The organism is Herbaspirillum autotrophicum, from assembly GCF_001189915.1.
GTDB lineage: Bacteria > Pseudomonadota > Gammaproteobacteria > Burkholderiales > Burkholderiaceae_D > Herbaspirillum > Herbaspirillum autotrophicum.
Genome location: NZ_LFLS01000003.1, coordinates 22,402 through 45,871 on the forward strand (window position 1 = coordinate 22,402; position 23,470 = coordinate 45,871).

General features: G+C 56.9%; 22 protein-coding genes. 13 read left to right on the top strand and 9 right to left on the bottom strand.

What is annotated here, in order from left to right; genetic code table 11:
* The first annotated feature begins 40 nt into the window (after positions 1-40).
* Entirely contained in the window at positions 41-1,474 is a 1,434-nt protein-coding gene (locus tag AKL27_RS02830; protein ID WP_050461213.1) for an NAD-dependent succinate-semialdehyde dehydrogenase, read from the top strand.
* Positions 1,475-1,568: 94 nt separating this feature from the next.
* On the opposite strand, the gene AKL27_RS02835 is transcribed toward AKL27_RS02830, so the two are convergent.
* Together AKL27_RS02835 and AKL27_RS02840 are read right to left on the bottom strand one after the other, a co-directional pair.
* A complete protein-coding gene (locus tag AKL27_RS02835; RefSeq protein ID WP_050461214.1) occupies positions 1,569-2,138 on the bottom strand; it encodes a DNA-3-methyladenine glycosylase I in 570 nt (189 codons plus the stop codon).
* 27 nt (positions 2,139-2,165) lie between these two features.
* Positions 2,166-3,185, bottom strand: a complete 1,020-nt coding sequence (locus tag AKL27_RS02840; RefSeq protein WP_050461215.1) for a serine/threonine protein kinase — start codon at positions 3,183-3,185, stop codon at positions 2,166-2,168.
* A 101-nt stretch (positions 3,186-3,286) separates the two neighbouring features.
* Here AKL27_RS02840 and AKL27_RS02845 point away from each other — a divergent pair, with 101 nt between their 5' ends.
* Complete coding sequence (locus tag AKL27_RS02845; protein WP_050461217.1) at positions 3,287-3,985, top strand: UPF0149 family protein; 699 nt, start codon at positions 3,287-3,289, stop codon at positions 3,983-3,985.
* An 86-nt stretch (positions 3,986-4,071) separates the two neighbouring features.
* Here the strand turns inward: AKL27_RS02845 and AKL27_RS02850 are convergent, their stop codons facing one another.
* Complete coding sequence (locus AKL27_RS02850; protein ID WP_198155871.1) at positions 4,072-4,698, bottom strand: outer membrane beta-barrel protein; 627 nt, start codon at positions 4,696-4,698, stop codon at positions 4,072-4,074.
* Positions 4,699-5,041: 343 nt separating this feature from the next.
* Entirely contained in the window at positions 5,042-5,638 is a 597-nt protein-coding gene (gene orn / locus AKL27_RS02855; RefSeq protein WP_050461220.1) for an oligoribonuclease, read from the bottom strand.
* 104 nt (positions 5,639-5,742) lie between these two features.
* Between orn and AKL27_RS02860 the strand changes: the two genes are divergently transcribed.
* The 3 genes from AKL27_RS02860 to rsgA are packed head-to-tail and all read left to right on the top strand — an operon-like array spanning position 5,743 to position 8,269.
* Complete coding sequence (locus AKL27_RS02860; RefSeq protein WP_050461222.1) at positions 5,743-7,020, top strand: M48 family metallopeptidase; 1,278 nt, start codon at positions 5,743-5,745, stop codon at positions 7,018-7,020.
* On the top strand, positions 7,017-7,376 hold the full coding sequence (locus AKL27_RS02865; RefSeq protein ID WP_050461224.1) for a 4a-hydroxytetrahydrobiopterin dehydratase: 360 nt from the start codon (positions 7,017-7,019) through the stop codon (positions 7,374-7,376). Before AKL27_RS02860 ends, AKL27_RS02865 begins: the two co-directional genes overlap by 4 nt.
* Positions 7,373-8,269: a ribosome small subunit-dependent GTPase A gene (gene rsgA, locus AKL27_RS02870; RefSeq protein ID WP_050461225.1), complete on the top strand. Its 897-nt coding sequence runs from the start codon at positions 7,373-7,375 to the stop codon at positions 8,267-8,269. The genes AKL27_RS02865 and rsgA overlap by 4 nt, the downstream gene beginning before the upstream one ends.
* A 74-nt stretch (positions 8,270-8,343) precedes the next feature.
* Here rsgA and AKL27_RS02875 read toward each other — a convergent pair whose 3' ends face one another.
* Complete coding sequence (locus tag AKL27_RS02875) at positions 8,344-10,482, bottom strand: TonB-dependent receptor (protein ID WP_050461227.1); 2,139 nt, start codon at positions 10,480-10,482, stop codon at positions 8,344-8,346.
* A gap of 57 nt (positions 10,483-10,539) precedes the next feature.
* On the opposite strand from AKL27_RS02875, the gene AKL27_RS27505 reads away from it, so the two are divergent.
* The 6 genes from AKL27_RS27505 (at position 10,540) to ppnP (ending at position 14,254) form a co-directional block, all read left to right on the top strand.
* Positions 10,540-10,818 (top strand): hypothetical protein, encoded by a 279-nt coding sequence (locus AKL27_RS27505; protein WP_157056765.1) that lies wholly within the window; start codon positions 10,540-10,542, stop codon positions 10,816-10,818.
* A gap of 138 nt (positions 10,819-10,956) precedes the next feature.
* Complete coding sequence (argF, locus tag AKL27_RS02880; protein WP_050461231.1) at positions 10,957-11,871, top strand: ornithine carbamoyltransferase; 915 nt, start codon at positions 10,957-10,959, stop codon at positions 11,869-11,871.
* Complete coding sequence (locus AKL27_RS02885) at positions 11,868-12,131, top strand: DUF2798 domain-containing protein (protein ID WP_083438838.1); 264 nt, start codon at positions 11,868-11,870, stop codon at positions 12,129-12,131. Before argF ends, AKL27_RS02885 begins: the two co-directional genes overlap by 4 nt.
* The gene (locus AKL27_RS02890) at positions 12,128-12,526 is read left to right on the top strand and encodes a VOC family protein (RefSeq protein WP_050461233.1); all 399 of its coding nucleotides are present in this window, start codon (positions 12,128-12,130) and stop codon (positions 12,524-12,526) included. The genes AKL27_RS02885 and AKL27_RS02890 overlap by 4 nt, the downstream gene beginning before the upstream one ends.
* 59 nt (positions 12,527-12,585) lie before the next feature.
* Entirely contained in the window at positions 12,586-13,920 is a 1,335-nt protein-coding gene (gene argG, locus AKL27_RS02895; protein ID WP_050461235.1) for an argininosuccinate synthase, read from the top strand.
* A 19-nt stretch (positions 13,921-13,939) separates the two neighbouring features.
* On the top strand, positions 13,940-14,254 hold the full coding sequence (gene ppnP / locus AKL27_RS02900) for a pyrimidine/purine nucleoside phosphorylase (protein WP_050461237.1): 315 nt from the start codon (positions 13,940-13,942) through the stop codon (positions 14,252-14,254).
* A gap of 97 nt (positions 14,255-14,351) precedes the next feature.
* On the opposite strand, the gene murB is transcribed toward ppnP, so the two are convergent.
* Positions 14,352-15,377, bottom strand: a complete 1,026-nt coding sequence (gene murB, locus AKL27_RS02905) for a UDP-N-acetylmuramate dehydrogenase (protein WP_050461464.1) — start codon at positions 15,375-15,377, stop codon at positions 14,352-14,354.
* An 80-nt stretch (positions 15,378-15,457) separates the two neighbouring features.
* Between murB and AKL27_RS02910 the strand changes: the two genes are divergently transcribed.
* Positions 15,458-15,943 (top strand): YajQ family cyclic di-GMP-binding protein, encoded by a 486-nt coding sequence (locus AKL27_RS02910; RefSeq protein ID WP_050461239.1) that lies wholly within the window; start codon positions 15,458-15,460, stop codon positions 15,941-15,943.
* A gap of 90 nt (positions 15,944-16,033) precedes the next feature.
* Here AKL27_RS02910 and aroG read toward each other — a convergent pair whose 3' ends face one another.
* The 3 genes from aroG to AKL27_RS02925 form a co-directional block, all read right to left on the bottom strand.
* On the bottom strand, positions 16,034-17,104 hold the full coding sequence (gene aroG / locus AKL27_RS02915; RefSeq protein ID WP_050461241.1) for a 3-deoxy-7-phosphoheptulonate synthase AroG: 1,071 nt from the start codon (positions 17,102-17,104) through the stop codon (positions 16,034-16,036).
* A gap of 314 nt (positions 17,105-17,418) precedes the next feature.
* A complete protein-coding gene (gene tldD, locus AKL27_RS02920; protein ID WP_050461242.1) occupies positions 17,419-18,879 on the bottom strand; it encodes a metalloprotease TldD in 1,461 nt (486 codons plus the stop codon).
* A 34-nt stretch (positions 18,880-18,913) separates the two neighbouring features.
* Entirely contained in the window at positions 18,914-19,720 is an 807-nt protein-coding gene (locus tag AKL27_RS02925) for a carbon-nitrogen hydrolase family protein (RefSeq protein WP_050461243.1), read from the bottom strand.
* Positions 19,721-20,062: 342 nt separating this feature from the next.
* Here AKL27_RS02925 and AKL27_RS02930 point away from each other — a divergent pair, with 342 nt between their 5' ends.
* Positions 20,063-23,188 carry a calcium-binding protein gene (locus AKL27_RS02930; protein ID WP_050461245.1) on the top strand — a complete coding sequence of 1,042 codons (3,126 nt, stop codon included), beginning with the start codon at positions 20,063-20,065 and terminating at the stop codon, positions 23,186-23,188.
* The last annotated feature ends 282 nt before the right edge of the window (positions 23,189-23,470 follow it).

A 23,470-nucleotide genomic window follows, 5' to 3' on the forward strand; every position in this document is an offset into this window, starting at 1 on the left:
CCGACGTGTTTCCCCACTCCCCTTGTTAAAGCGAGTCCCCATGTACAAAGATGTCCAATTATTCATCAACGGCCAATGGCAACCGAGCGTATCCGGACGCACCCTGAGCGTTGTCAATCCGGCCACTGAAGCCGTGATCGGCAACATTGCCCATGCCAACCGCGAAGATCTCGATGCCGCCGTGGCATCGGCGCAAAAAGGGTTTGAAATCTGGCGCAATACTTCTGCATTCGAACGCTCGAAAATCATGCGCAAGGCAGCCAACATCCTGCGCGAACGCGCCGCGGAAATCGCGCAACTGATGACGCAGGAACAAGGCAAGCCGCTGGCTGAAGCCAAAGGCGAAACGCTCGGCGCCGCCGACACCATCGACTGGTTTGCCGAAGAAGCCCGCCGCACCTACGGTCGCCTGGTGCCGGCCCGCGTACCCGGCGCCTATCAGATGGTAATCAAGGAGCCGGTCGGTCCGGTCGCGGCATTCACGCCATGGAATTTCCCGATCAATCAAGTGGTGCGCAAATTGTCGGCCGCGTTGGCTGCCGGCTGCTCCATCATCGTCAAGGCGCCGGAAGAAACCCCGGCATCGCCGGCCGAACTGATCCGTGCCTTTGCTGACGCAGGCGTCCCGGCCGGCGTGGTCAATCTGGTCTATGGTGTGCCATCTGAAATTTCGGAATACCTGATCGCGCATCCGGTGATCAAGAAAATTTCGTTCACCGGTTCCACCCCGGTCGGCAAGCAACTGGCCGCCTTGGCCGGCCTGCACATGAAGCGCGCCACCATGGAACTGGGCGGCCATGCACCGGCCATCGTGTTCGACGATGCCGACATCGATGCCGCTGTCAAGAATCTGGCGATTGCCAAGTTCCGCAATGCCGGTCAGGTATGCGTGGCACCGACCCGCTTCCTGATCCAAAAAAATGTGTTCGACGCGTTCGTCGAGAAGTTTGTCGCCGCCGCTGCGGCACTCAAGGTCGGCGATGGCAGCACCGCCGGCACCACCATGGGTCCGCTGGCCAACAAGCGCCGCATCCCGGCCATGGAATCGCTGATCGCCGATGCCGTCGAGCATGGCGCCACATTGCGTCTGGGTGGCAAGCGTATCGGCGACAAGGGTTTTTTCTTTGAGCCGACCGTGCTGACCAACATTCCGCTGAGCGCACGCGTAATGAATGAAGAACCGTTCGGCCCGCTGGCGCTGGTGAACTCCTTCGACACGCTGGAAGAAGTGATCAGCGAAGCCAATCGCCTGCCATTCGGTCTGGCAGCGTATGCCTTCACCAGCTCGGCCAAGACTTCCCATGCATTGGCCAGCGGCGTCGAAAGCGGCATGCTGACCATCAACCATCTGGGTCTGGCGCTGCCGGAAGTACCGTTCGGCGGCATCAAGGATAGTGGCTACGGTTCAGAAGGCGGCACCGAGGCGGTCGAGGCTTACCTCAATACCAAGTTCGTCTCGCAGCTCGATATCTGAAGCCCGGCCTGATTCGCTGAATCAGGCGGAGGCAAATGAAAAGGGTGGCTTCGCGCCACCCTTTTTTACGTGCACGCAGCCACTTGCTTTTGCACTATTTTTTCTTCTTGCAAAAACAGCCGGTGACGTGATCGTCAATCATGCCCACGCCCTGCATGTAGGCATACATGATGGTCGAACCGACGAACTTGAAACCGCGCTTGCTCAGGTCTTTCGACAAGCGATCCGACAACGGCGTCTTGGCCGGACATTCGGACAGACTCTTCCATTTGTTGCGCAACGGCTTGCCATCGACATAGGCCCACAGGAATTCATCGAGACCACTGAACTCTTCGCGCAGACGCAGATAACTTTGGGCATTGGTAATGGTGGCGGCGACCTTGAGACGGTTGCGGATGATGCCGGGATCGGCCAGCAATTTAGCCACCTTGCGCGCATCGTAACGGGCAATCTTTTCGACATCCCAGTGATCGAAGGCAGCGCGATAAGTGTCGCGCTTGTTGAGCACGGTTTCCCAGCTCAGGCCGGCTTGCGCGCCTTCCAGGTTGAGCATTTCAAACAGGCGGGTTTCATCGTGGCAAGGCACGCCCCACTCTTCATCGTGATAAGTCACATATCGCGGATTGGCAAGATTGACCCACCCGCAACGCACCAGCTCAGACATACGCTTCCTTCAAGACAAAAATTTCAATCAGATAGGCCACAGCGGCGGCTCATCCATCAAGGCAATCTGTTCCCGCAATTCGAGTATGCGGTCTTGCCAGTAACGCTGGGTATTGAACCACGGGAAGGCCGGCGGAAATGCCGGATCATCCCAGCGTCGTGCCAGCCACGCCGAATAGTGCAACAGGCGCAAGGTCCGCAAGGCTTCAATCAGATACAACTCGCGCGGCTCGAAGTCGCAAAAATCCTCATACCCCGCCAGCAAGTCGGACAGTTGCCGCACCATTTCACCGCGCTCGCCGGACAGCAGCATCCACAAATCCTGTACTGCCGGGCCAGTGCGGCTATCGTCGAAATCCACAAAGTGCGGTCCGGCATCGGTCCACAAGACATTGCCAACGTGGCAATCGCCGTGCAGGCGCAACTGGCGAATCTCGCCGGCGCGTTCAAAGCAGCGCCGCACGCCGGCCAATGCCTGATCGACGGTGGTAGTCCAGGAATTCAGCAAATCCGGTGGAATGAAATCGTGTTGCAGCAGATAAGCGCGCGGCTCTTCGCCGAAACTGACGATATCCAGCGTCGGCCGCTGCGTATAACTGCGCAAGCCGCCAACCGCATGAATGCGGCCGATGAAGCGCCCCAGCCATTCCAGCGTGGCCGGATCACCAAGCTCCGGCGCACGGCCACCGTGACGGGCAAAGGTGGCAAAACGAAAACCCTGAAACTGCTGCAGGCTGGAACCGTTGTCAAGCACACTGGCCGGCACCACCGGTATTTCAGCATCGGCCAGCTCTTGCACGAAGGCATGCTCTTCCAGAATCGCGGCATCGCTCCAGCGCTGGGGCCGGTAAAACTTGCTGATCAGCGGCGGCCCTTCTTCCATGCCGACCTGATAAACGCGGTTTTCATAACTGTTGAGCGCCAGCAAACGACCGTCACCATGCAGACCTACGCTGTCGAGCGCATCCAGTACGGTATCCGGTGAAAGTCCGGCAAACGAGCTCACCGGCACAAGGGCGGCGGCAGAAACGGGGGGGCCAATTGTCATGCCCGTATTGTACGTGCTCAGTCAGTCGGCATCACAACAATCCTCGCGTCCCGCAGCGATTGGAATTACACTGCGGTTTTATCTGTATCACGGATCACATCATGCAACTGGACCAACCACTCTCCGACGAAGAATTCGACGAACTCGACGACTTCCTGCTTTCTGACCGCTGCGCCGACGACGCCATGACCATGGATACGCTGCATGGCTTTTTGACGGCACTGGTGATCGGCCCGCAAGAAGTGCTGATGGCCGAATGGCTGCCGCGCGTCTGGGGCAGCAAGCCGGAAGACACGCCGAAGTTCAAGAACGCCAAGGAAGCCGAACGCATCACCGGTTTCATCGCGCGCACCATGAATGAAATCGCGATCACGCTGGAAGTCGCGCCCAAGGAATACGAACCGCTGTTCTGCGAACGCGAATGGGAAGGCAAACCGCTGCTCGACGGCGAAGCCTGGGCCTGGGGTTTCTGGGAAGGCCTGCAATTGCGGGCCAGGGAATGGGATCCGATTTTCCATTCCAATCTGGCGCCGCTGATGCGGCCGATTTATCTGCTCGGTTCCGAGGAACTGGAAGAAGAGGAATTGCCGCTGATCGAAGACCCGGTCAAAACCCACAAGCTGGCGGTAGAAATCGAATCGGCGATTCCGCACATTTATCGCTATTGGTTACCACACCGCAAGTCGGCCGTGGAAACCGTGCGCCACGAGACGCCCAAGCCCGGACGCAATGATGTCTGTTCCTGTGGCAGCGGCAAAAAATACAAGAAGTGCTGCGGTGCCGGACAAGCTGAAGAATAAACAGCCGGTACTGTCGTTGTCATGCAAAGAGCCGGATCTGATGCCAGATCCGGCTCTTTTTTACGTCACGACTGCGCGGAACAGCATCAGAACGTATAACGCGCGCCGACAGACACCATGTCGTTGCGCAGTTGCGGACCGTTATCGTTGGTGCTCAACGGCGTTTTGCCCAGATATTCATACTCGGCGCGCAATACCAGTTGCGGCGTCACCTTGAATTCGACGCCGGCGCCCAGCAAGGCGCTGGTCTTGGTCGACTTCACTTCGCGCCGCAGGGTCTTGAGGTCGTTGTATTCAGAAGCATCCACCGTCTTGAGGATAGCGCCGGCCTTGCCGAACAATGCAAAACTCTGACCCAGCGGCAGCATGCCGACTGCGGCCACGGAAAACCCGGAAGCCTTGGCGGTGATATGCATGTTGTTCGGCGTCCGGTTCTTGGTATCGCCCGCATAGGTGCCGATATTCAGATACTGGCCTTCAATTGCCCAATTGTTATTGAACTGGTAACCGCCGTAAAACTTGAACCCGGTATCGGTTCTTTTTTCGGTGCCGTTTTTGGAGTAGACATTGTCATTCTCCAGCAGGTTGACCGAGTAGCCGATCCCGGTACCGACGTAAAAGCCGCTGCGTTCCTGTGCCAGTGCGGACGTTGCCACCGACAACATCCCCATCGAACACACTCCCACCAACATACTGCGAATAGATTTTTTCATGATTTTTCCTACGGGAAACACAACCGGTTGATCACGCCGCATCACATCCGATGCCGCGCCTGTTTGGCACATGCCAGGCTGCGATTTAACCAAGCGGTTACCGCACCAACAATAGAAGAAATGTTGAAAAAAAGCCCTTTCGGGATAGCCTGAAACGGCCACGGGAAGCGGCGTACAGGAAAGTGCCGGAAGTGTGGCAGAGACGCAACCCGGCCTTCGCCGGCTGCGGATCAGGACGCACCAAATGCAAACGACATCGGCCGCAAGCGGGCGATGTCGTCACGAGGTACGGATAAACAGTTACGGTGGCGGGCTGCCGCAAGCGGCAACCGCACTGCGATGGTCAGGCCTTGATGAAATGTTCGCGGTAATAGCGCAGTTCTTCAATCGATTCCAGAATGTCGGCCAGCGCCGTGTGCTTCTGGTGCTTCTTGAAGCCGCTCGCCAGTTCCGGCTTCCAGCGCTTGCACAATTCCTTGAGCGTGGACACATCCAGATTGCGATAGTGGAAGTAGGCTTCCAGTTTCGGCATGCCGCGCGCCATGAAGCGCCGATCCTGACAGATGGTGTTGCCGCACATCGGCGATTTGCCCGATTGCACGTAAGGCTTCAGAAATTCGATCAGCGCCAGTTCGGCATCCGATTCGCTGGTGGTCGAGGTCTTGACGCGCTCGATCAGACCCGAGCGGCCATGGGTACCCTTGTTCCAGGCATCCATGCCATCCATGATCTCATCGGCCTGATGAATCGCAAATACCGGACCTTCGGCCAGAATATTCAATTCGGAATCGGTCACCACCACGGCAACTTCAATGATGCGGTCGGTGTCCGGATCGAGCCCGGTCATTTCCATATCGACCCAGACCAGGTTGAATTCATTCGGACGCGCAGGGATTGCAGCAGTCGTTGCGCCAGCGTTGGCAGCGGTAGCTTGTGACATAATTGTTCTTTCTTTATTGATAAACCGTTTTCAGACAAACATTCGTGGCGTTCATCGAATTCTTGTCACGGTTTTGACGTTCGCCATTTTCTCACAGGGAAAGCATGTATTCACTCTCGTTTTCAGTTTTGTTTGTCGCTTTTCTGCTGCTGACGCTGGTGGTGAGGTTCTGGCTGGGCTCGCGCCACATCCGCCACGTACTGGCGCATCGCCAGGCGGTACCAGCAGAATTCGCCGCCCGCATACCGCTGGAAGCCCACCGCAAGGCCGCCGATTACACTGTTGCCAAAACCAAATTCGGCTTGCTGGTGTTGCTGGTCAATGCCGCCGTACTGATCGGCTTCACCCTGCTGGGCGGGCTGCAACTGCTGTCGAGCCTGTTGCTGCAGTGGCTCGATGGCCCCGGCATGACCTATCAGTTATGCCTGATCGGCGCCTTTGCGCTGATTTCCGGCCTGATCGACCTGCCCTTCGATTACTACCGGCAATTCGTGATGGAAGCCCATTTCGGCTTCAACAAGATGAGCCGCCGCCTGTTTTTCACCGATACCATCAAAAATGCCCTGATCGGCGCCGCCATCGGCTTGCCGCTGCTGTGGGTCATCCTGACGCTGATGGACAAGTCGGGCGCGCTGTGGTGGATCTATGCCTGGCTGGTCTGGAGCGGTTTCCAGTTGCTGATGCTGGTGTTGTACCCGACCGTGATCGCCCCGCTGTTCAACAAATTCTCGCCGCTCGAAGACGACAATCTGCGGGCCCGTATCGAGGCCCTGATGCAACGCGTCGGTTTTGCGTCGAAAGGCTTGTTCGTGATGGATGGCTCCAAGCGCAGCGCGCACGGCAATGCGTACTTCTCCGGTTTCGGTTCCGGCAAGCGGATTGTCTTCTTCGATACCTTGCTGGCGCGTCTGGCGCCGCATGAAATCGAAGCCGTGCTGGCGCATGAACTGGGCCATTTCAAGCTCAAGCACATCGTCAAGCGCGTCAGCGTGATGTTTGCCATTTCGCTGCTGTTCCTGGCATTGCTCGGCTACCTCAAGGGCCAGGTCTGGTTTTATACCGGTCTCGGCGTCAACCCCTTGCTGTTCGGCAGCAATGACGCCATGGCGCTGATCCTGTTCATGCTGATCTTGCCGGTATTCACGTTCCTGCTGTCACCGCTGTCATCACTGACATCGCGCAAACATGAATTCGAGGCCGATGCCTTTGCCGCGCAGCACACCAATGCCGAAGACCTGGTATCGGCACTGGTCAAGCTGTACGAAGACAATGCGTCGACGCTGACACCCGATCCGTTGCACTCCGCCTTTTATGATTCACACCCGCCTGCCACGATCCGTATCGGCAAGCTTAATGCAGCACATCAGGGAGCCACGCAATGACTTTTTCCACTTCAGATTTGCTGGTCAAGAACTGCGAACCGCAAACCGTTGCCATGCCGGATGCCGAAGCACAGCAGCAATTGTCCGCACTCGACGGCTGGCATATCACCGGCAACAAGCTGGTGCGCATATTTGAATTCCAGAACTATTATGAAACCCTGGCCTTCATCAACGCCATCGCCTACGTGATTCATGTGCAGGATCATCATCCCGAACTGATCGTTACCTACAACCGTTGCAGCGTCAGCTTCGACACCCACAGCGTCAACCAGGGCAAAGGCGGCCTGTCGGTCAACGACTTCATCTGCGCCGCCAAGGTCGATGCCATTTTTCAGCAATCCTTTTCCCCCACATGAGCTTGAGCACAGAAACAGGCACCGTGATTGCCGCCCACGGGCGGCATTATCTGATTCAACTCGGCGCAGAAAAACTGCAATGCGTCACGCGCGGCAAGAAAAGCGATGTGGCGGTCGGCGACCGCGTCAATCTGAAACGCACGTCGGCCAATCAGGGCGTGATCGAAAGCATTCAGGAGCGCAAGACGCTGCTGTACCGTTCCGATCAATACAAATCCAAACTGCTGGCCGCCAACGTCACGCAATTGTTCATCGTGGTGGCCACCGAACCCGGCTTTACCGATGATCTGGTATCGCGTGCACTGGTCGCAGCGGAATCGGCCGGCGTCAGTGTCCATATCATTCTGAACAAGACCGACATCACCGAAGCCTTGCCCAGAACCCGCAAGCGGCTGGAGATGTACACCCGCATCGGTTATCCGGTGCATGAAGTATCGGCCGTCGCTACCCCGGAAGCCACGCGCGCAGCGTTCATGCCGCTGCTGCAAGGACAATCGACCATCCTGATCGGTCAGTCCGGCATGGGCAAATCGACGCTGATCAACCTGATCATTCCGGATGCGGCGATTGCCACCCGCGAAATTTCAGCCGCGCTCGACACCGGCAAACACACCACCACCTTCACGCGCCTGTATTTCATGGATGAAGACACGGCCATCATCGATTCGCCGGGGTTCCAGGAATTCGGCCTGTATCAGTTGAGCGAAGGCATGCTGGAGCGCGCCTTCCGTGAATTCTCGCCATATCTGGGCAAGTGCAAATTCTATAACTGCCATCACCTCAACGAACCGCAATGCGCAGTACTGGATGCAGTCAAGGCTGGCGAGATTGCGCCGATGCGGCATGCCTTGTATGTGCAGTTGCTGCATGAGTCGTCGCAAAAGCTGTATTGATTGCACCGGCGCCCCCGGCATGTAAAAAAGCCGCTCCCGATTAAACGGAGCGGCTTTTTTATCGATGCCACAGATCAGAACTTGTAAGTCAGATTCAATACCCCGCTGCGAGGCGATCCCGGCATGATTTGCGACAGACCGGTCGCAGTCACGTAATAACGGCGATCCGTCAGATTGGTCACGGCAAAGGTCACTTCGGCTTTCTGGAAACGGTAACCGAGCTTGCCATCCCAACGCGTATAGGCTGGCAAGTCGAGCAGGTTGTTGTTGTCGATGTAACGCGCCCCCTCATAGACCAGGCCGGTTTCTGCAAAGAACCCCTGCACCTGTGCGTAGCTGATGAACAGGCTGCCATTGGCGCTGGAGACACCGGCAGAACGCTTGCCTTGTACATTGCTGCCACAGCCGGCACAGGATTTCGCCTCAAGGATCCGGGCGTTCTGCACGCTGAAGCCGCTGCGAATGAACCAGTTGCTTGCCAGTTGACCATTGACGCCCAGTTCGATACCGCGATTGCGCTCCAGGCCGGTCAGCATAAAAATATCCGGATTCGCAGAGACTTTAGTGCGGCGGTTATACAAATCAAGCTGGAACACCGACAATGTCGTGCTCATCCGCTTGTCGAACCAATCACTCTTGACACCAACTTCGAGTTGTCGGCTGAACTGTGGATCAAGTGCATTGACGCTGCTGCTGGACGGATCGGTATCGAGACCAACAGTATCCACGCCACCTGAAGGAATGAAGTTCTTGCTGTACGACGCATAAAAGCTGTGATCTGCCAGCGGCGACCAGACCACGCCCAGACGCGGGCTCAGAGCCGACGTCGTACGCTGCGCGCGGCCATTGTTACGCAGGCTGACGGAATCAACTGCGAACCGATCCCAGCGTAGACCAGCCAGCACTTGCCATTGCGGCGACAAACTGATCAGGTCCTGCGCATACAAAGCATAACCTTTTGCCTTATGAATACTGTTGGAATTGACAATTGGAACGGGACCTCTGTCGGGCGTGTTGTTCGGTGCGAGCAAGGAAACGTTACTTGCATCCGCACGCCACAAACGCGGATGACGCTTTTCATCGCTGTATTCCGCACCGAATAAAAGCTGATGCTCAACACTGCCCGTACTCAGCTTGCCATCAAGTTCCAGATTGCCTTGCAGATTGCGTTGCCTGAGGTCTTGCAGAAAACGCGACCGGGTTACCATGCTGTTGCCGGAACCAGTCAGGCCGCCGGCAAACGTGTTATCAAAGCGACTGTCCAGATTCAGCACACTGAGCACGTTGCGAATTTTCCATTGCTCGTTGAGCCGGTGCTCGAACGTCGAACGCAGGCTCGTGGCGGTATCCTTGATGTAATCACGGCCTAGCGCGCCGTAGGTGGTCGTCATTGCGGCCGGCGGTAAGTAATAGCGGCCATTGGCACGACGGCCGGCCGGCATGCCGCGATCCGGCACCCGTTCGAATTCGTTGTATTCGGCTTGCAGCAGCCAACTGGTGCGATGGTTATCCCACTTGATCGATGGCGCGAAATATTGCCGTGTGCTGTCAACACCGTTACGGAAACTGTCTGCATGTTCACGACCGGCATTGATGCGCAACGCCCACTCTTCAGAAAAGACCTGATTGATGTCGGCCGCTGCCCCGATACGGCCATAGCTGCCCGCGATCATGCGCACACTGCTTTGCACATCATGACCGGGCTGCTTGCTGATGCGGTTGATCACGCCGCCGCCGCTGCCGCGACCATACAATACCGCCGCCGGTCCCTTCAACACTTCCACCCGTTCGATATTGCCGAGGTTGCGCACATATTGCGCATCATCGCGCACACCATCAAGCAACACGTCGGCGGCGCTGGAAAAGCCGCGTATCTTGAAACTGTCGAAGCGCGTATCCGAGTTGTTTGAAATGCCCGGTACACCGCTCAAGGCGTCAGCCAAAGTCTGGCCACCATAGGAAGCAACCTGCTCCACACTGACACTGTTGATGGTCTGCGGCACATAACGCGCATCGACGTCCGTCTTGGTGGCGGTGCTGACCGTGGCCGCACGCGGGTCATGCGGACTGCGCTTGCTGCGCACTTCGACACTGGGCAAGGCGGTGTCCGCAGTGTCGTCGGCCATGGCGGCCGGCAGCGCGGATAACAGAGAACAAAACACCAATGAGCAGGAAGTTTTCAGATGCGGGGTTTGACGAGAATATCGGGACATGATGATGGCCGTTGATACAGACCTGAGAATAAAAGGAAGCGTATTCTAGGATTCAACATGACAACGATTCTCATTACCAAAACGATAGTCCGAAACAATCGTTTTCGGTCGAATCAAAATGCGAGCAATATACGGATAAAAGTCGAAGGTTTTCAGATTGACATTTCTTTGTGGAAATTCAGATATCAGAGAGGCAACAATCTGACGCCGCTGACATTCCTCTTGCTCGCGGGTGATGACCACAGTCCCGTGACGCGACCCGGCGCAAGTCATCGCCACCCGGCCCCGATTGCCGCGCGGTTGGCGGCACCGCAGCCGTTCCCGCATCGCCGGTAACTGCCAGCATCACCGGCGCATGCGGTTTGCAGCGCGTGCTGCAAACCCGCGCAGCCTATCTTTTTGGCTGAAATCCCTTATAATTGAAGCAGTTACAACAACCGGCGGCAGGCGCCTCACTGGCCGCCGTTTTCATTTATGGCAATCAAACACTACCTGCAGTTTTCCGACTTTACGCTTGATGAATACGAGCACGTGATCGAGCGTACCCGTGTCATCAAACGTAAGTTCAAGAATTACGAGCCCTACCATCCGCTGGCGGATCGCACGCTGGTCATGGTGTTCGAAAAGAACTCGACGCGCACCCGCCTGTCGTTCGAAGCCGGCATGCACCAGCTCGGCGGCGCTGCGATCTATCTGAATACCCGCGACAGTCAGCTTGGCCGTGGCGAGCCGATTGAAGATGCAGCCCAGGTGATGTCGCGCATGTGCGACGTCATCATGATCCGCACCTTCGGTCAGGAAATCATTGATCGCTTTGCCGCCTATTCGCGGGTACCGGTGATCAACGGCCTGACCAACGAACATCACCCCTGTCAGGTGCTCGCCGATGTATTTACCTATATCGAACAGCGCGGCTCGATTCAGGGCAAGACGGTGGCATGGATCGGCGATGCCAACAACATGCTCTATTCATGGTTGCAGGCGGCTGAAGTATTCGGCTTTCACGTCAATGTATCGACGCCCAAGGGTTACGACATCGATCCGCAATTGGTGTCGCCGCGCAATCAGCGCTACACCGTGTTCGCCAATCCCGGCGATGCCTGCGACGGCGTCGATCTGGTCACCACCGATGTGTGGACCAGCATGGGCTACGAAGATGAAAATGCGGCCCGCCTGAAAGCCTTCGATGGCTGGATCGTCGACAGTGCCAAGATGGCGCGTGCCAAGGCCGATGCCCTGTTCATGCATTGTCTGCCGGCGCATCGCGGCGAAGAGGTTTCTGCCGAAGTGATCGACGGCCCGCAATCGGTGGTCTGGAACGAAGCCGAAAACCGGCTGCACGTACAAAAAGCATTGCTGGAATATCTGGTACTCGGCAAGGTGTCATGAAAAAACTGCCGTTACGTTATGCGCCGGTGTTGTTTGCGTTGCTGATGTCGATGGTCATGGCCTTCATCATGACCGCGCTGATTACGCTGATCAACACCGGTTTCGACCACAGATTTCATGTGCGCTGGGCCTTCACTTTCGTCATTGCATGGCCACTGGCATTTGTCTGCGTGCTGATTTTTGCCGGCAAGGTACGACATGTGGTCGGCCTGCTGACGGTAACGGTAACTGCATCCCAACCTGAAATGAAACAACCATGATCGATCACACCGGAATCACCGTCACTGACTTCGCCGTCAGCAAGGCATTCTATGCAAGCGCGCTGGCGCCCGTCGGCTATACCCTGGTCATGGAGTTGCCGGCGTCGGTTACCGGTCACGCCGATGTCGCCGGTTTTGGCGAAGCGCCCAAGCCCGACTTCTGGGTTACCCAGGCTACCGCGCAAAAGCCGGCGCACAACGTCACGATCCATTTTGCATTTCGCGCGGGCAACCGGGCGCAGGTTGATGCCTTTTACGCCGCCGCGCTGCAAGCCGGCGGCACCGATAATGGCGCACCGGGCATCCGCGAGCATTACCACCCGAATTACTATGGCGCATTCGTGCTCGATCCCGATGGTCACAACATCGAAGTGGTCTGCCACGAACCGGCGTAGTCAAGCAACAGCATTCCCGAAGTAAAACCTATTTGTCACTCCAACCCAAGCCGAAGATCATGTCCAATATCCTGCAATCCGTTCCGGTCAACGAAAAAGTCGGCATCGCCTTCTCGGGCGGCCTCGATACCAGCGCTGCGCTGCACTGGATGCGCAAAAAGGGCGCCATCCCTTACGCTTACACTGCCAACCTGGGCCAGCCTGATGAGCCGGATTACAACGAAATCCCGAAAAAGGCGATGGCCTACGGTGCTGAACTGGCACGCCTGATCGATTGCCGCGAACAACTGGTGGCCGAAGGCATTGCCGCCCTGCAAAGCGGCGCATTCCACATCTCGACCGCCGGCGTCACTTACTTCAACACCACCCCGCTCGGCCGCGCCGTGACCGGCACCATGCTGGTGGCAGCAATGCGTGAAGACAACGTCGACATCTGGGGCGATGGCAGCACCTTCAAGGGCAATGACATCGAACGCTTCTACCGCTACGGCCTGCTGGTCAATCCGAATCTGCGCATCTACAAGCCGTGGCTGGATGACCGCTTCATTCAGGAACTGGGTGGCCGCAAGGAAATGTCGGAATTCATGATCGAATCCGGTTTCGACTACAAGATGTCGGTCGAAAAAGCCTACTCCACCGACTCCAACATTCTCGGCGCCACGCATGAAGCGAAAGATCTGGAGCATCTGAATTCCGGCATGAAGATCGTGCAACCGATCATGGGCGTGGCATTCTGGCGCGACGATGTTGAAGTCAAACGCGAAGAAGTAACGATCCGCTTTGAAGAAGGCCGTCCGGTGGCACTCAACGGCGTCGTCTACGAAAACCTGGTTGATCTGCTGACCGAAGCCAATCGCATTGGCGGCCGTCATGGTCTGGGCATGAGCGATCAGATCGAAAACCGCATCATCGAAGCCAAGAGCCGCGGCATTTACGAAGCACCGGGTCTGGCGCTGCTGTTCATCGCATACGAACGCCTGGTTACCGGCATCCACAATGAAGACACCATCGAGCAATACCGCGAAAGCGGTCGTCGCCTCGGTCGCCTGCTGTATCAGGGTCGCTGGTTCGATTCGCAAGCCATCATGCTGCGCGAATCGGCACAACGCTGGGTAGCGCGCGCCATCACCGGCGAAGTCACCATCGAACTGCGTCGCGGCAACGATTACTCGATCCTCAACACCGAGTCCGCCAATCTGACGTATCAGCCGGAACGCCTGACCATGGAAAAGGGCGACGGTCCGTTCTCGCCGCAAGACCGTATCGGTCAACTGACCATGCGCAATCTGGATATCAGCGATACCCGTCAGAAACTGGCGATCTATCAAAGCACCGGCCTGCTGGCGACCAGCACTGCGGTGTCGCTGCCGCTGCTCGACAAAGACAACAAATAATCCATCACAAAGAAAAGACATGACCACTCAATTTGACAACGTCACCGTCCTCAAAAAGGGCAATGTTTACTTCGACGGCAAATGCGTTTCGCATACCGTGATTCTGGCCGACGGCACCAAGAAGACGCTGGGCGTGATTCTGCCGGCAGCGCTGACCTTCAGCACCGGCGCGCCGGAAATCATGGAAATCAACGGCGGCAGCTGCAAGGTGCGCCTCAAGGGTGAAGAAGCATGGAATACCTACGCCGCCGGCACCAGCTTCAATGTACCGGGCAACTCCAGCTTCGATATTGAAGTAACGGAAACACTGGATTACGTCTGCCATTTCGGCTGATCGCTGATTCATTCGTCATCACGCAAAAAACGCGGCCCGGGAAATCCTGGCCGCGTTTTTTGTTTTCTGCTTTCCTGATATCTGATACCGGCAGGGCTCAGATAAAGACCGGTTCCGGTTCCAGCCTGACGCCGAATCTTTCTTGCACATCCGCCTGAATCGCCTGCGCCAGCGCGGCGATTTCCTTGCCGGTCGCGCCGCCTTTGTTGACCAACACCAGCGCCTGCTTTTCATAAACACCGGCAGCGCCGAGCGACCTGCCCTTCCAGCCGCACTGATCGATCAGCCAGCCGGCCGCCAGTTTATAGCCGCCATCCGGCTGCACATAACTCACCAGTTGCGGATACTGCGCCAGCAAGCTGTCGCGCTGCGCTGCCGACACGATAGGATTCTTGAAGAAACTGCCGGCATTGCCAATCTGCGCCGGATCAGGCAGCTTGCGGGTACGAATCGCGATCACGGCAGCGGCGATATCTTGCGGCGATGGCGCCGTGATTTGCCGCTGCGACAACTCTTGCATGACGTCGGCGTAATGCATATTGGCCTGCCATTTTTTCGGCAAGGCAAACGTGACGTCCAGCACCACGGCGCGGTCGCGCAATGCATGCTTGAAGATGCTGTCACGATAACCGAAGCGACAAGTCGCGCGATCCAGCGTCAGCATTTCGCCGCTGATGAAGTCGAAAGCAGTCAGGCTGTGAAAGCGATCCTTGAGTTCAACGCCGTAGGCCCCGATATTCTGGATCGGCGCCGCGCCCACGCTGCCCGGGATCAGCGCCAGATTTTCCAGCCCGCCCAGACCCTGCGCCAGCGTCCACATCACCAGCCCGTGCCAGCTCTCGCCGGCCGCCGCGCGGACATGGACGGTATCCTCATCGCTGTCGATGACAGTCATGCCGGTACTGCGCATGTGCAACACCAGTCCCGGGAAATCCTGCGTCAGCAGCAGATTGCTGCCACCGCCCAGAATCAGGCGCGGCAATGCCGCCAGCTCGGGGCTGTTCTTGACCGCCAGCAAGATATCGGCGCCGGCCACCGGCAGGTAGGCGCGTGCCTGAGCCTCGATACCGAAGGTATTCAGGCTGCGCAACGAAAAGTCGCGTTGTAATGGAATCGGAAACATAAGGGCAGGATTATAGCCGCAGCCACCGTTGTCCGTTAAAATCACGGCTTTGAAGCTGTCTGCACGCAAAGGAAATCACCATGCCATCATTTGATACCGTCTCCGAAGCCAATCTGGTCGAAGTCAAGAATGCCGTCGATCAGGCCAACAAGGAAATCACGACCCGTTTCGATTTCAAAGGCAGTGACGCCCGTGTCGAACAGAAAGAGCGTGACCTGACCGCCTACGCCGACTCCGAATTCCAGTTGGGCCAGGTACGTGACGTCCTGACCAACAAGATGACCAAGCGCAATGTTGACGTGCGCTTCCTCGACCATGGCAAGATCGAGAAAATCGGCGGCGACAAGGTCAAGCAAGTCATCAAGGTGAAAAACGGCATCGAAACTGAAGATGCCAAGAAGATCGTGCGCGTGGTCAAAGACAGCAAGATGAAAGTCCAGGCCAGCATTCAGGGCGATGCGGTACGCATCACCGGCGCCAAGCGCGATGACCTGCAAGCGGCAATGGCAATGCTGCGCAAGGAAATCAAGGATTTGCCGCTGGAATTCAACAACTTCCGCGATTGAACACACCCCGTTCGCCGGCCACTGCCGGCGATGCATGCAAAAAAAGGGCGGACATCCCATGTCCGCCCTTTTGCATTGTCACCGACAACATCAAACGTCGTCTTTATCGCCGATCAGACGACGCTGACGCACGGCTTCTGCCAGGCCGTCCAGCACCGCGATACTTTCTTCCCAGTTGATGCAGCCATCGGTCACCGATTGGCCGTAGGTCAATTCCTTGCCCGGCACCAGATCCTGACGACCGGCCACCAGATTCGACTCCACCATCACACCGACAATGCGGGTGTCGCCGGCAGCGATCTGATTGGCGATATCGGCACAGACCGGAATCTGGTTTTCCGGCTTCTTGGAGCTGTTGGCATGGGAGGCATCGATCATCAGACGCGATGCCAGACCGTTGTTGGCGATATCCTTGCACGCCGCGTCGACGCTGACGGCATCGTAGTTGGGCGTCTTGCCACCGCGCAGAATGATATGGCAGTCTTCATTGCCGCTGGTCGACACGATCGCCGAATGGCCGCCCTTGGTCACCGACAGGAAATGATGCGGCTGCGAAGCGGCCTTGATGGCATCGACGGCGATCTTGACGTTGCCATCCGTGCCGTTCTTGAAGCCGACCGGACATGACAGGCCGGATGCCAACTCACGATGTACCTGCGATTCCGTGGTACGGGCACCAATGGCGCCCCAGCTGATCAGATCGGCCACATACTGCGGGCTGATGACGTCGAGGAATTCGGTGCCGGCCGGCAAACCCAGTTCATTGATATTGAGCAACAATTCACGCGCAGTACGCAGACCATCGTTGATGCGGAAGCTGTTATCCATGTACGGGTCATTGATCAGGCCTTTCCAGCCGACCGTGGTGCGCGGCTTTTCGAAATACACCCGCATCACGATTTCCAGTTCACCTTTCAGGCGTTCACGCTCCACTACCAGACGGCGCGCATATTCCATGGCGGCCTTGGTATCGTGAATCGAACAAGGGCCGATCACCACCATGACGCGGTCGTCCTGGCCGTGCAAAATGCGATGCAGTGCAGTGCGGCACTGAGCAGTCGTGGTTTCGACTTTTTCGGTGCTGCCTAATTCGCGGATCAAATGCGAAGGGGGAGTCAATTCTTTCATTTCTCTGATTCGTAGATCGTCGGTGCGCGGCATCTTTTTCTCCTGATTGCAATCTGAAATAAGTAAAAAAAAACCGCCATCACTGGCGGTTTTTTTAGAAATTCGGTTTGGTCTCTGCTTACGAACGCTTACCGCTTTTCACCGCCGTGGGGCTGGAATAGCTAAAGTAAAAGTAAAAAAAGTAAGCGTTGACGAAAGTCATGTTCATGGCAGGGTTAAGTGCGAGAAAGCTGATAGTGCAGCAAATTGGCCTTTTTGGCAAGCAAGGACATCAAAAATTCACAAAACAAACAACAAATGAGTTTTAGATGCATATGCCACCTGCAAACCAATGCTGCATGCACGTTTTATGCAGTACCACCGACAGTCACGCCATCCAGACGTAACGTTGGCTGCCCCACGCCGACCGGAACGCTTTGTCCTTCCTTGCCACAAACGCCGACGCCGGAATCAAGTTTCATGTCGTTGCCGATCATCGATACCCGGTTCAGCACATCAGGTCCGTTGCCGATCAGCGTGGCGCCCTTGACCGGGTAGGAAATCTTGCCATCCTCGATCATGTAGGCTTCGCTGGCCGAAAAGACGAACTTGCCGTTGGTGATGTCAACCTGACCGCCACCGAAATTGACTGCATACAAGCCATTCTTGACGGAGGCCAGAATTTCTTCCGGATCCTTGTCACCGGCCAGCATGTAGGTATTGGTCATGCGCGGCATCGGCAGATGCGCAAATGACTCACGACGGGCATTGCCGGTCACCGGCATATTCATCAGGCGCGCATTCATGGTGTCTTGAATGTAGCCTTTGAGAATGCCGTCTTCGATCAATGTCGTGCATTGGGTCGGATTGCCTTCATCATCGATATTGAGCGAACCGCGACGGTCGGCAATGGTGCCGTCGTCCACCACGGTGACGCCCTTGGCCGCCACGCGCTCGCCGATGCGACCGGAGAACACGCTCGATCCCTTGCGGTTGAAATCGCCTTCGAGGCCATGTCCGATGGCTTCATGCAACAAAATACCGGGCCAGCCAGGGCCGAGTACCACGGTCATCGGACCCGCCGGAGCCGGCCGCGCATCAAGATTGACCAGCGCGGTGGCCACCGCTTCAGAAGCATATTTTTCCAGCAAGGCATCGTCAAAGTAGGCGTAGCTGTAACGACCACCGCCACCGCTGCTCCCCATTTCACGACGGCCGTTCTGTTCGGCAATCACGGTAATCGACACCCGCACCAGCGGCCGGATATCGGCGGCCAGCACGCCGTCGCTGCGCGCCACCAGCACCACATCATATTCACCGGCCAGACTGGCCATGACTTGCACCACGCGCGGATCCTTGGCGCGGGCAATACGCTCGATGCGCTCCAGCAACTGCACCTTGGCGGTGGCATCGAGCGAATTGAGCGGATCATGCGGCAAATACAGCGAACGACCACCGACCGGCTGCACCGTACCGGCAATCTTGATCTTGCCAGCGCCCTGACGGGCGATGGTGCGGGTCGCGGCCGCCGCGTCCAGCAACGCTTGTTCGGAAATTTCATCCGAATAGGAAAATGCGGTCTTGTCGCCCGAGATGGCACGCACACCGACGCCCTGGTCGATAGAGAAGCTGCCGGTCTTGACGATGCCTTCTTCCAGACTCCAGCCTTCACTCTTGGTGAACTGGAAATACAGGTCGGCGTAATCGACTTTATGGGTAAACATGGTGCCAAGCGCTTTGAGCAGCTTGGCTTCATCCAGGCCAAACGGCGTCAGCAGGACGTCGCGCGCTATGTTGAGGGCACCGAGATTTGGTTCAAATGGTTTCATTGTGGATACTTTTCGGTTTGGGCCGGACTGGGCCTTATAACTTGCGGTGCTGTAACGCAGGCAAACTGTCACGGACGTATTGTAGACGATGAGGTTCAATATCACCGATAACAAGGCCTTCGCCCTCCGGCAACACCGAAATAATTTCACCCCAGGGGTCGATCAGCATGCTGTGGCCCCAGGTTCGGCGACCATTGACGTGTTTGCCGCCTTGCGCCGACGCCAGCACATAGCATTGGTTTTCAATCGCGCGCGCACGCAACAGCACTTCCCAGTGCGCGCTGCCGGTCGTGTAGGTAAATGCCGCCGGCACCACGATCAGGGCGCAATCGCCCATGGCCCGGTACAGCTCGGGGAACCGCAGGTCATAGCAGACTGACAGCCCGACCTTGCCGCATGGCGCATCAAACGTGACAACCTGAGCCCCGCGCGTAATGGTGCGCGCTTCATCATAGGCTTCCTCGCCTTTGACAAAGCTGAACAGGTGAATCTTGTCATAGCGCGCCACCTGTTGCCCGGCCGGATCATAAACCAGCGAGGTATTAAGCACCTTGCCGGTCTCATCCGAAGCCATCGGCAAGGTACCGCCAATCAGCCAGATGCCGTGCTCGCGGGCCAGTGCGGCCATGAATGACTGAATCTTGCCGGCCGCGTTTTGTTCGGCATGCTCCAACTTGACCTTTTCGTGCAAGCCCATGAGCGGCCAATATTCCGGCAACAGCACCAGTGTCGCGCCCTGCTCCGCGGCCTCGGCCACCAGGCGACGGGCAGTGCTGAAGTTTTGCTCGACCTCGGGTGTCGATACCATTTGTATGGCGGCTACCTTGAATGCGTCGTTCATGTACCAAACCTCAATCGTGTTGAAAAGTGGACGAAACAAGAAAATATCCAGCTTCAGCCCGTTCACGGCATGGCTACCGTTTGTCGAATGATACGCCACTGGCTCTCAGGTGATCGCCTCCCGAATTTCTGTCAACGCCTGTTATCAGCACAATTGATTTCCGCAAGGAAACTTTATTGCAATTACTCCGGTCAACCCATGCCATGCCGTTGATTGCCACAATGACAACCAATCGCAATCAAGCCGCTGCACGCCAGATACCCGCCGCATTCCACAGGCAGTAACCGATAGTCACCTCATTTCTGAAAACGATCACCCATCAACGCAAGGAGAATTCCAACCATGAGCATCACTGTCACCGAAACCCTCAATGCCCAGCAAATGCAAAGTCAGATACTCCGGCGCCACACGATGATCAAGGCTGCGCACAAGAATCCAGTCGGCATCAGAAAATTTCAATTCTTTGCCGCCTTTGACGGCACCAACCAGGACAAGGACCAGCTCACCCTCGCCGGCGCACCTTATCAGACCAATATCGCCAACCTGTTTACGCAAGCGCAGCGGGCTGCTGCCGCCGGCAACACCACGATTCACTCCGGCTACTATCGCGGGGTTGGTACCGGGGGTGAAATGGGAGGATCACTGCAGGCTGCCTCCGCCCCCACCGATGCCGTCAATGCCGCGGCGAAAAAAGCCTACGCTGAATTTGCTCACGCCGCCATCCGTTACCTGCAGCGCAACCCCGGTGCCTCGCCCTCTGACATTGGCATAGCCGCAGCCGGCCTGGGTCGGGGCAGCCCCGCTGCGGTGCGGTTCGCCCAACTGGTTTACGAACGGGGAATTCAAGATTCTGCAGGCCGGCGTTGGGCGCCGCCGCGCAGCATTTTCATTGATGCACTCAGCCTGATTGACCCCGTCAATCATTTGGTGACGCTCGGCTCAGGCATTCCACCCAACGTCAAGTCGATATTGCAAGTCAATGCCGAAGATGAACGGCGCACCGATCTGCGCGTACAAAAGCACTCCACCAGTTATCCCATTACCACGGTATGGCTGCGCGGCAATCATGAGGGTGTTGGTGGCGGTGCAGATAACAACGGCACTGCCGCCAATGTGCTTGAAGGCCTGACCGGCTATTTCCAGAACCGCGGTTACAGGCTGGCCGATGTCCCGGATGACAAAAAATTCGATATCAGCGCCGATGCCAGACTCTACACCAGCGCTTACCTCACCAACAGCGACGGCGCCATTGTCGCCGGCCAGCATGGCGATCCGGTATTGCGATGCGCGGTCGATTCGCCATATGAAAACCGCAAAACCACATTGGCGAACGTTCTGTATCGCTTATCTGACAACGTGACAGCAGAATATATCGACAACAATAACGATAACTGGCATGAGCAGCTCATCATACACACCGCACTGTCGCCTGAAATAGCGATCATTGAAGACGACCGCGATGGCGACGACAGATTTGACCGTATCGCCATACAGTTCAACACCCATCGGGATGACAGCAGAAAATTCAGCGTTGACATCGGCACTTCGCATGGCAGCATGTTTGATGCCGACAGACAAATACATGATCACTACCGCCGCGGTGCCGTTGACGCCGACGCCTGGGCACACTACACCGACTGGTCTACCTCTCGCCTGCTGAATGCCGGCCTGCTGATTGACAAGACCAGTTACATCCCCCCCGTTTTCGCGAGTCCGCTTGCGGTTTTCCGCGAAAGCGGATCAGGCACACCACCGCCGGCCCTCAATGCTGATCCGGCGACCTGGCAGTTGCTGGAAAACGCCGGCATTGGTTTGAGCGCGCAGCAATTATCCATGCGCGACCTCGATGGCGACGGCATTCTCAGGGGCGTCGAACTGGCCGGATTACAGGCGCAGCATGATCTTGACGGCGACGGCGTCGGTACCCGCACCATCGACTATCATTTTCATACTGCCGGCAACGACCTGCTCACTGGTGGCAACGGCAATGACACCTACATCCTCAACAGCCGTGATGCCGTTATCCGGGAACAAGCAAACGCCGGCATTGACACCATCGTCAGCAGTGTTGATTACACGCTTGATGCCAATGTTGAAGAATTGCGCTTGCTGGAGGGATATGCCATCAACGGCACCGGCAACAGTCTCGACAACCGGATTTTCGGCAACCGCCACGACAACGTTCTGGACGGGGTCACCGGCGCCGACATTATGCTCGGCGGCATGGGCAACGATACCTATTATGTCGACAATGCCGGCGATCAAACGATTGAATTCGCCGACGCCGGCAACGATACCGTGAACAGCCGCGTCAGTCACAGCCTCGGTGCGCATCTGGAAAACCTGGTCTTGCGAGATTTTTCGCAACCAGAAAAAGGTCATATCGATGGTATCGACGTATTGGTATACGGCTCCCCCAAAGCGCTCGAACTCGACTACCGGCAAGGCGATGCGGTAGCAGGCTACGAAGGAACTTGCGGCCTGACCTCGGTAGCCAATCTGGCGCGACAAGCCGGCCTCGACCTGTCGGAAGCCGATGTGGTGCAGCGCGCGATTGACCGTCAATGGACCGTAACGAGTGCATTCGCGAGCAATGACCAGCGTGGCGGTTCCAACTACTGGCAACAACTGGCGTTGCTCAAGAGTTACGGCATCCGGGCCGATCTCACCAACGACCGGGTCCAGATCATTACCAACCTCATCAAGGGCGGGCGCGGTGTCATCGCTACTATCGATGCCAGCATGCTGGGGCCGGACAACGACTTCAGCGTCAGTGCTTTCAATGGCAGCAGCATTCATATGGTCACGGTAACCGGGGTTGTCTGCAATGCAGCCAACGGCTACACCATGGGCTTTTATGTTGCCGATTCCGGCGGCAACAAGGTTGGCAACATGACCCGCTATGTCACCCAAAGCGAATGGAATCGCGCCCGCATTCACGGCGGCTATAGCATCTATACCATCGCGCCGGTCAAACTGCGGGAAGAGAATATCAACGCCGACGGCAATGACCTCGACAACATCCTCGCCGGCAACCGTGCCGATAATGTGCTGACCGGCGGCAAAGGCAACGACACGCTGATCGGCGGCGCCGGCAATGACACCTATATGTTTGCCAGCGGCGATGGGCGGGATCTGATCGTGGAGCATGACGCCGCGACCGGCAACACCGACGTACTGCAATTGACAGACATCGACCAGAGCGCACTGTGGTTTGCACATGTCGGAGACGATTTACACATCGACGTGATGGATAGCACCGATCAAATTGTCGTCAAAGATTGGTATCGGGGTGAACAGCATCAGCTGGAACGGATTCAGACTGCCGACGGCCTGGTGATACACCACACCGAGGTCGAACAACTGGTGCAGGCGATGGCCGCATTTGCACCACCGGCGGCGGCACAAATGCACCGGAACAACGAACCGCGCGTCAACGACCAGCTGTTGCTGAGCATATCGCACTGAGCACAAGACAAAGGATGGCAACGGCGGACAAACCAGCCAAGATTCTGGCAGATGAGTGTTCGCATGCAACTGCGCAAAAGGAACAGTTCAGGTTGCCATTTTCCGGCCGTAACGTCCACCGCATTGTGCGGTGACATAACGCCGTTGATGCTGACCGGCAGCGTCGACGGTGAGCCGTGCATCAACCGGCAGCCATCTCATCAATCAAAGCGCCTTTTTCCACCAAGCGACATCAAAAATCAGAAATCACGGAATGTTCATTCAGATAAAAATGAGTAGTTT

What these genes read in the sequence shown, in the direction of transcription:
- AKL27_RS02830 (WP_050461213.1), top strand. Translation starts at nt 41, where the DNA reads ATGTACAAAGATGTCCAATTATTCATCAACGGCCAATGGCAACCGAGC.
- AKL27_RS02835 (WP_050461214.1), bottom strand. Translation starts at nt 2,138, where the DNA reads ATGTCTGAGCTGGTGCGTTGCGGGTGGGTCAATCTTGCCAATCCGCGA.
- AKL27_RS02840 (WP_050461215.1), bottom strand. Translation starts at nt 3,185, where the DNA reads ATGACAATTGGCCCCCCCGTTTCTGCCGCCGCCCTTGTGCCGGTGAGC.
- AKL27_RS02845 (WP_050461217.1), top strand. Translation starts at nt 3,287, where the DNA reads ATGCAACTGGACCAACCACTCTCCGACGAAGAATTCGACGAACTCGAC.
- AKL27_RS02850 (WP_198155871.1), bottom strand. Translation starts at nt 4,698, where the DNA reads ATGAAAAAATCTATTCGCAGTATGTTGGTGGGAGTGTGTTCGATGGGG.
- orn (WP_050461220.1), bottom strand. Translation starts at nt 5,638, where the DNA reads ATGTCACAAGCTACCGCTGCCAACGCTGGCGCAACGACTGCTGCAATC.
- AKL27_RS02860 (WP_050461222.1), top strand. Translation starts at nt 5,743, where the DNA reads ATGTATTCACTCTCGTTTTCAGTTTTGTTTGTCGCTTTTCTGCTGCTG.
- AKL27_RS02865 (WP_050461224.1), top strand. Translation starts at nt 7,017, where the DNA reads ATGACTTTTTCCACTTCAGATTTGCTGGTCAAGAACTGCGAACCGCAA.
- rsgA (WP_050461225.1), top strand. Translation starts at nt 7,373, where the DNA reads ATGAGCTTGAGCACAGAAACAGGCACCGTGATTGCCGCCCACGGGCGG.
- AKL27_RS02875 (WP_050461227.1), bottom strand. Translation starts at nt 10,482, where the DNA reads ATGTCCCGATATTCTCGTCAAACCCCGCATCTGAAAACTTCCTGCTCA.
- AKL27_RS27505 (WP_157056765.1), top strand. Translation starts at nt 10,540, where the DNA reads ATGACAACGATTCTCATTACCAAAACGATAGTCCGAAACAATCGTTTT.
- argF (WP_050461231.1), top strand. Translation starts at nt 10,957, where the DNA reads ATGGCAATCAAACACTACCTGCAGTTTTCCGACTTTACGCTTGATGAA.
- AKL27_RS02885 (WP_083438838.1), top strand. Translation starts at nt 11,868, where the DNA reads ATGAAAAAACTGCCGTTACGTTATGCGCCGGTGTTGTTTGCGTTGCTG.
- AKL27_RS02890 (WP_050461233.1), top strand. Translation starts at nt 12,128, where the DNA reads ATGATCGATCACACCGGAATCACCGTCACTGACTTCGCCGTCAGCAAG.
- argG (WP_050461235.1), top strand. Translation starts at nt 12,586, where the DNA reads ATGTCCAATATCCTGCAATCCGTTCCGGTCAACGAAAAAGTCGGCATC.
- ppnP (WP_050461237.1), top strand. Translation starts at nt 13,940, where the DNA reads ATGACCACTCAATTTGACAACGTCACCGTCCTCAAAAAGGGCAATGTT.
- murB (WP_050461464.1), bottom strand. Translation starts at nt 15,377, where the DNA reads ATGTTTCCGATTCCATTACAACGCGACTTTTCGTTGCGCAGCCTGAAT.
- AKL27_RS02910 (WP_050461239.1), top strand. Translation starts at nt 15,458, where the DNA reads ATGCCATCATTTGATACCGTCTCCGAAGCCAATCTGGTCGAAGTCAAG.
- aroG (WP_050461241.1), bottom strand. Translation starts at nt 17,104, where the DNA reads ATGCCGCGCACCGACGATCTACGAATCAGAGAAATGAAAGAATTGACT.
- tldD (WP_050461242.1), bottom strand. Translation starts at nt 18,879, where the DNA reads ATGAAACCATTTGAACCAAATCTCGGTGCCCTCAACATAGCGCGCGAC.
- AKL27_RS02925 (WP_050461243.1), bottom strand. Translation starts at nt 19,720, where the DNA reads ATGAACGACGCATTCAAGGTAGCCGCCATACAAATGGTATCGACACCC.
- AKL27_RS02930 (WP_050461245.1), top strand. Translation starts at nt 20,063, where the DNA reads ATGAGCATCACTGTCACCGAAACCCTCAATGCCCAGCAAATGCAAAGT.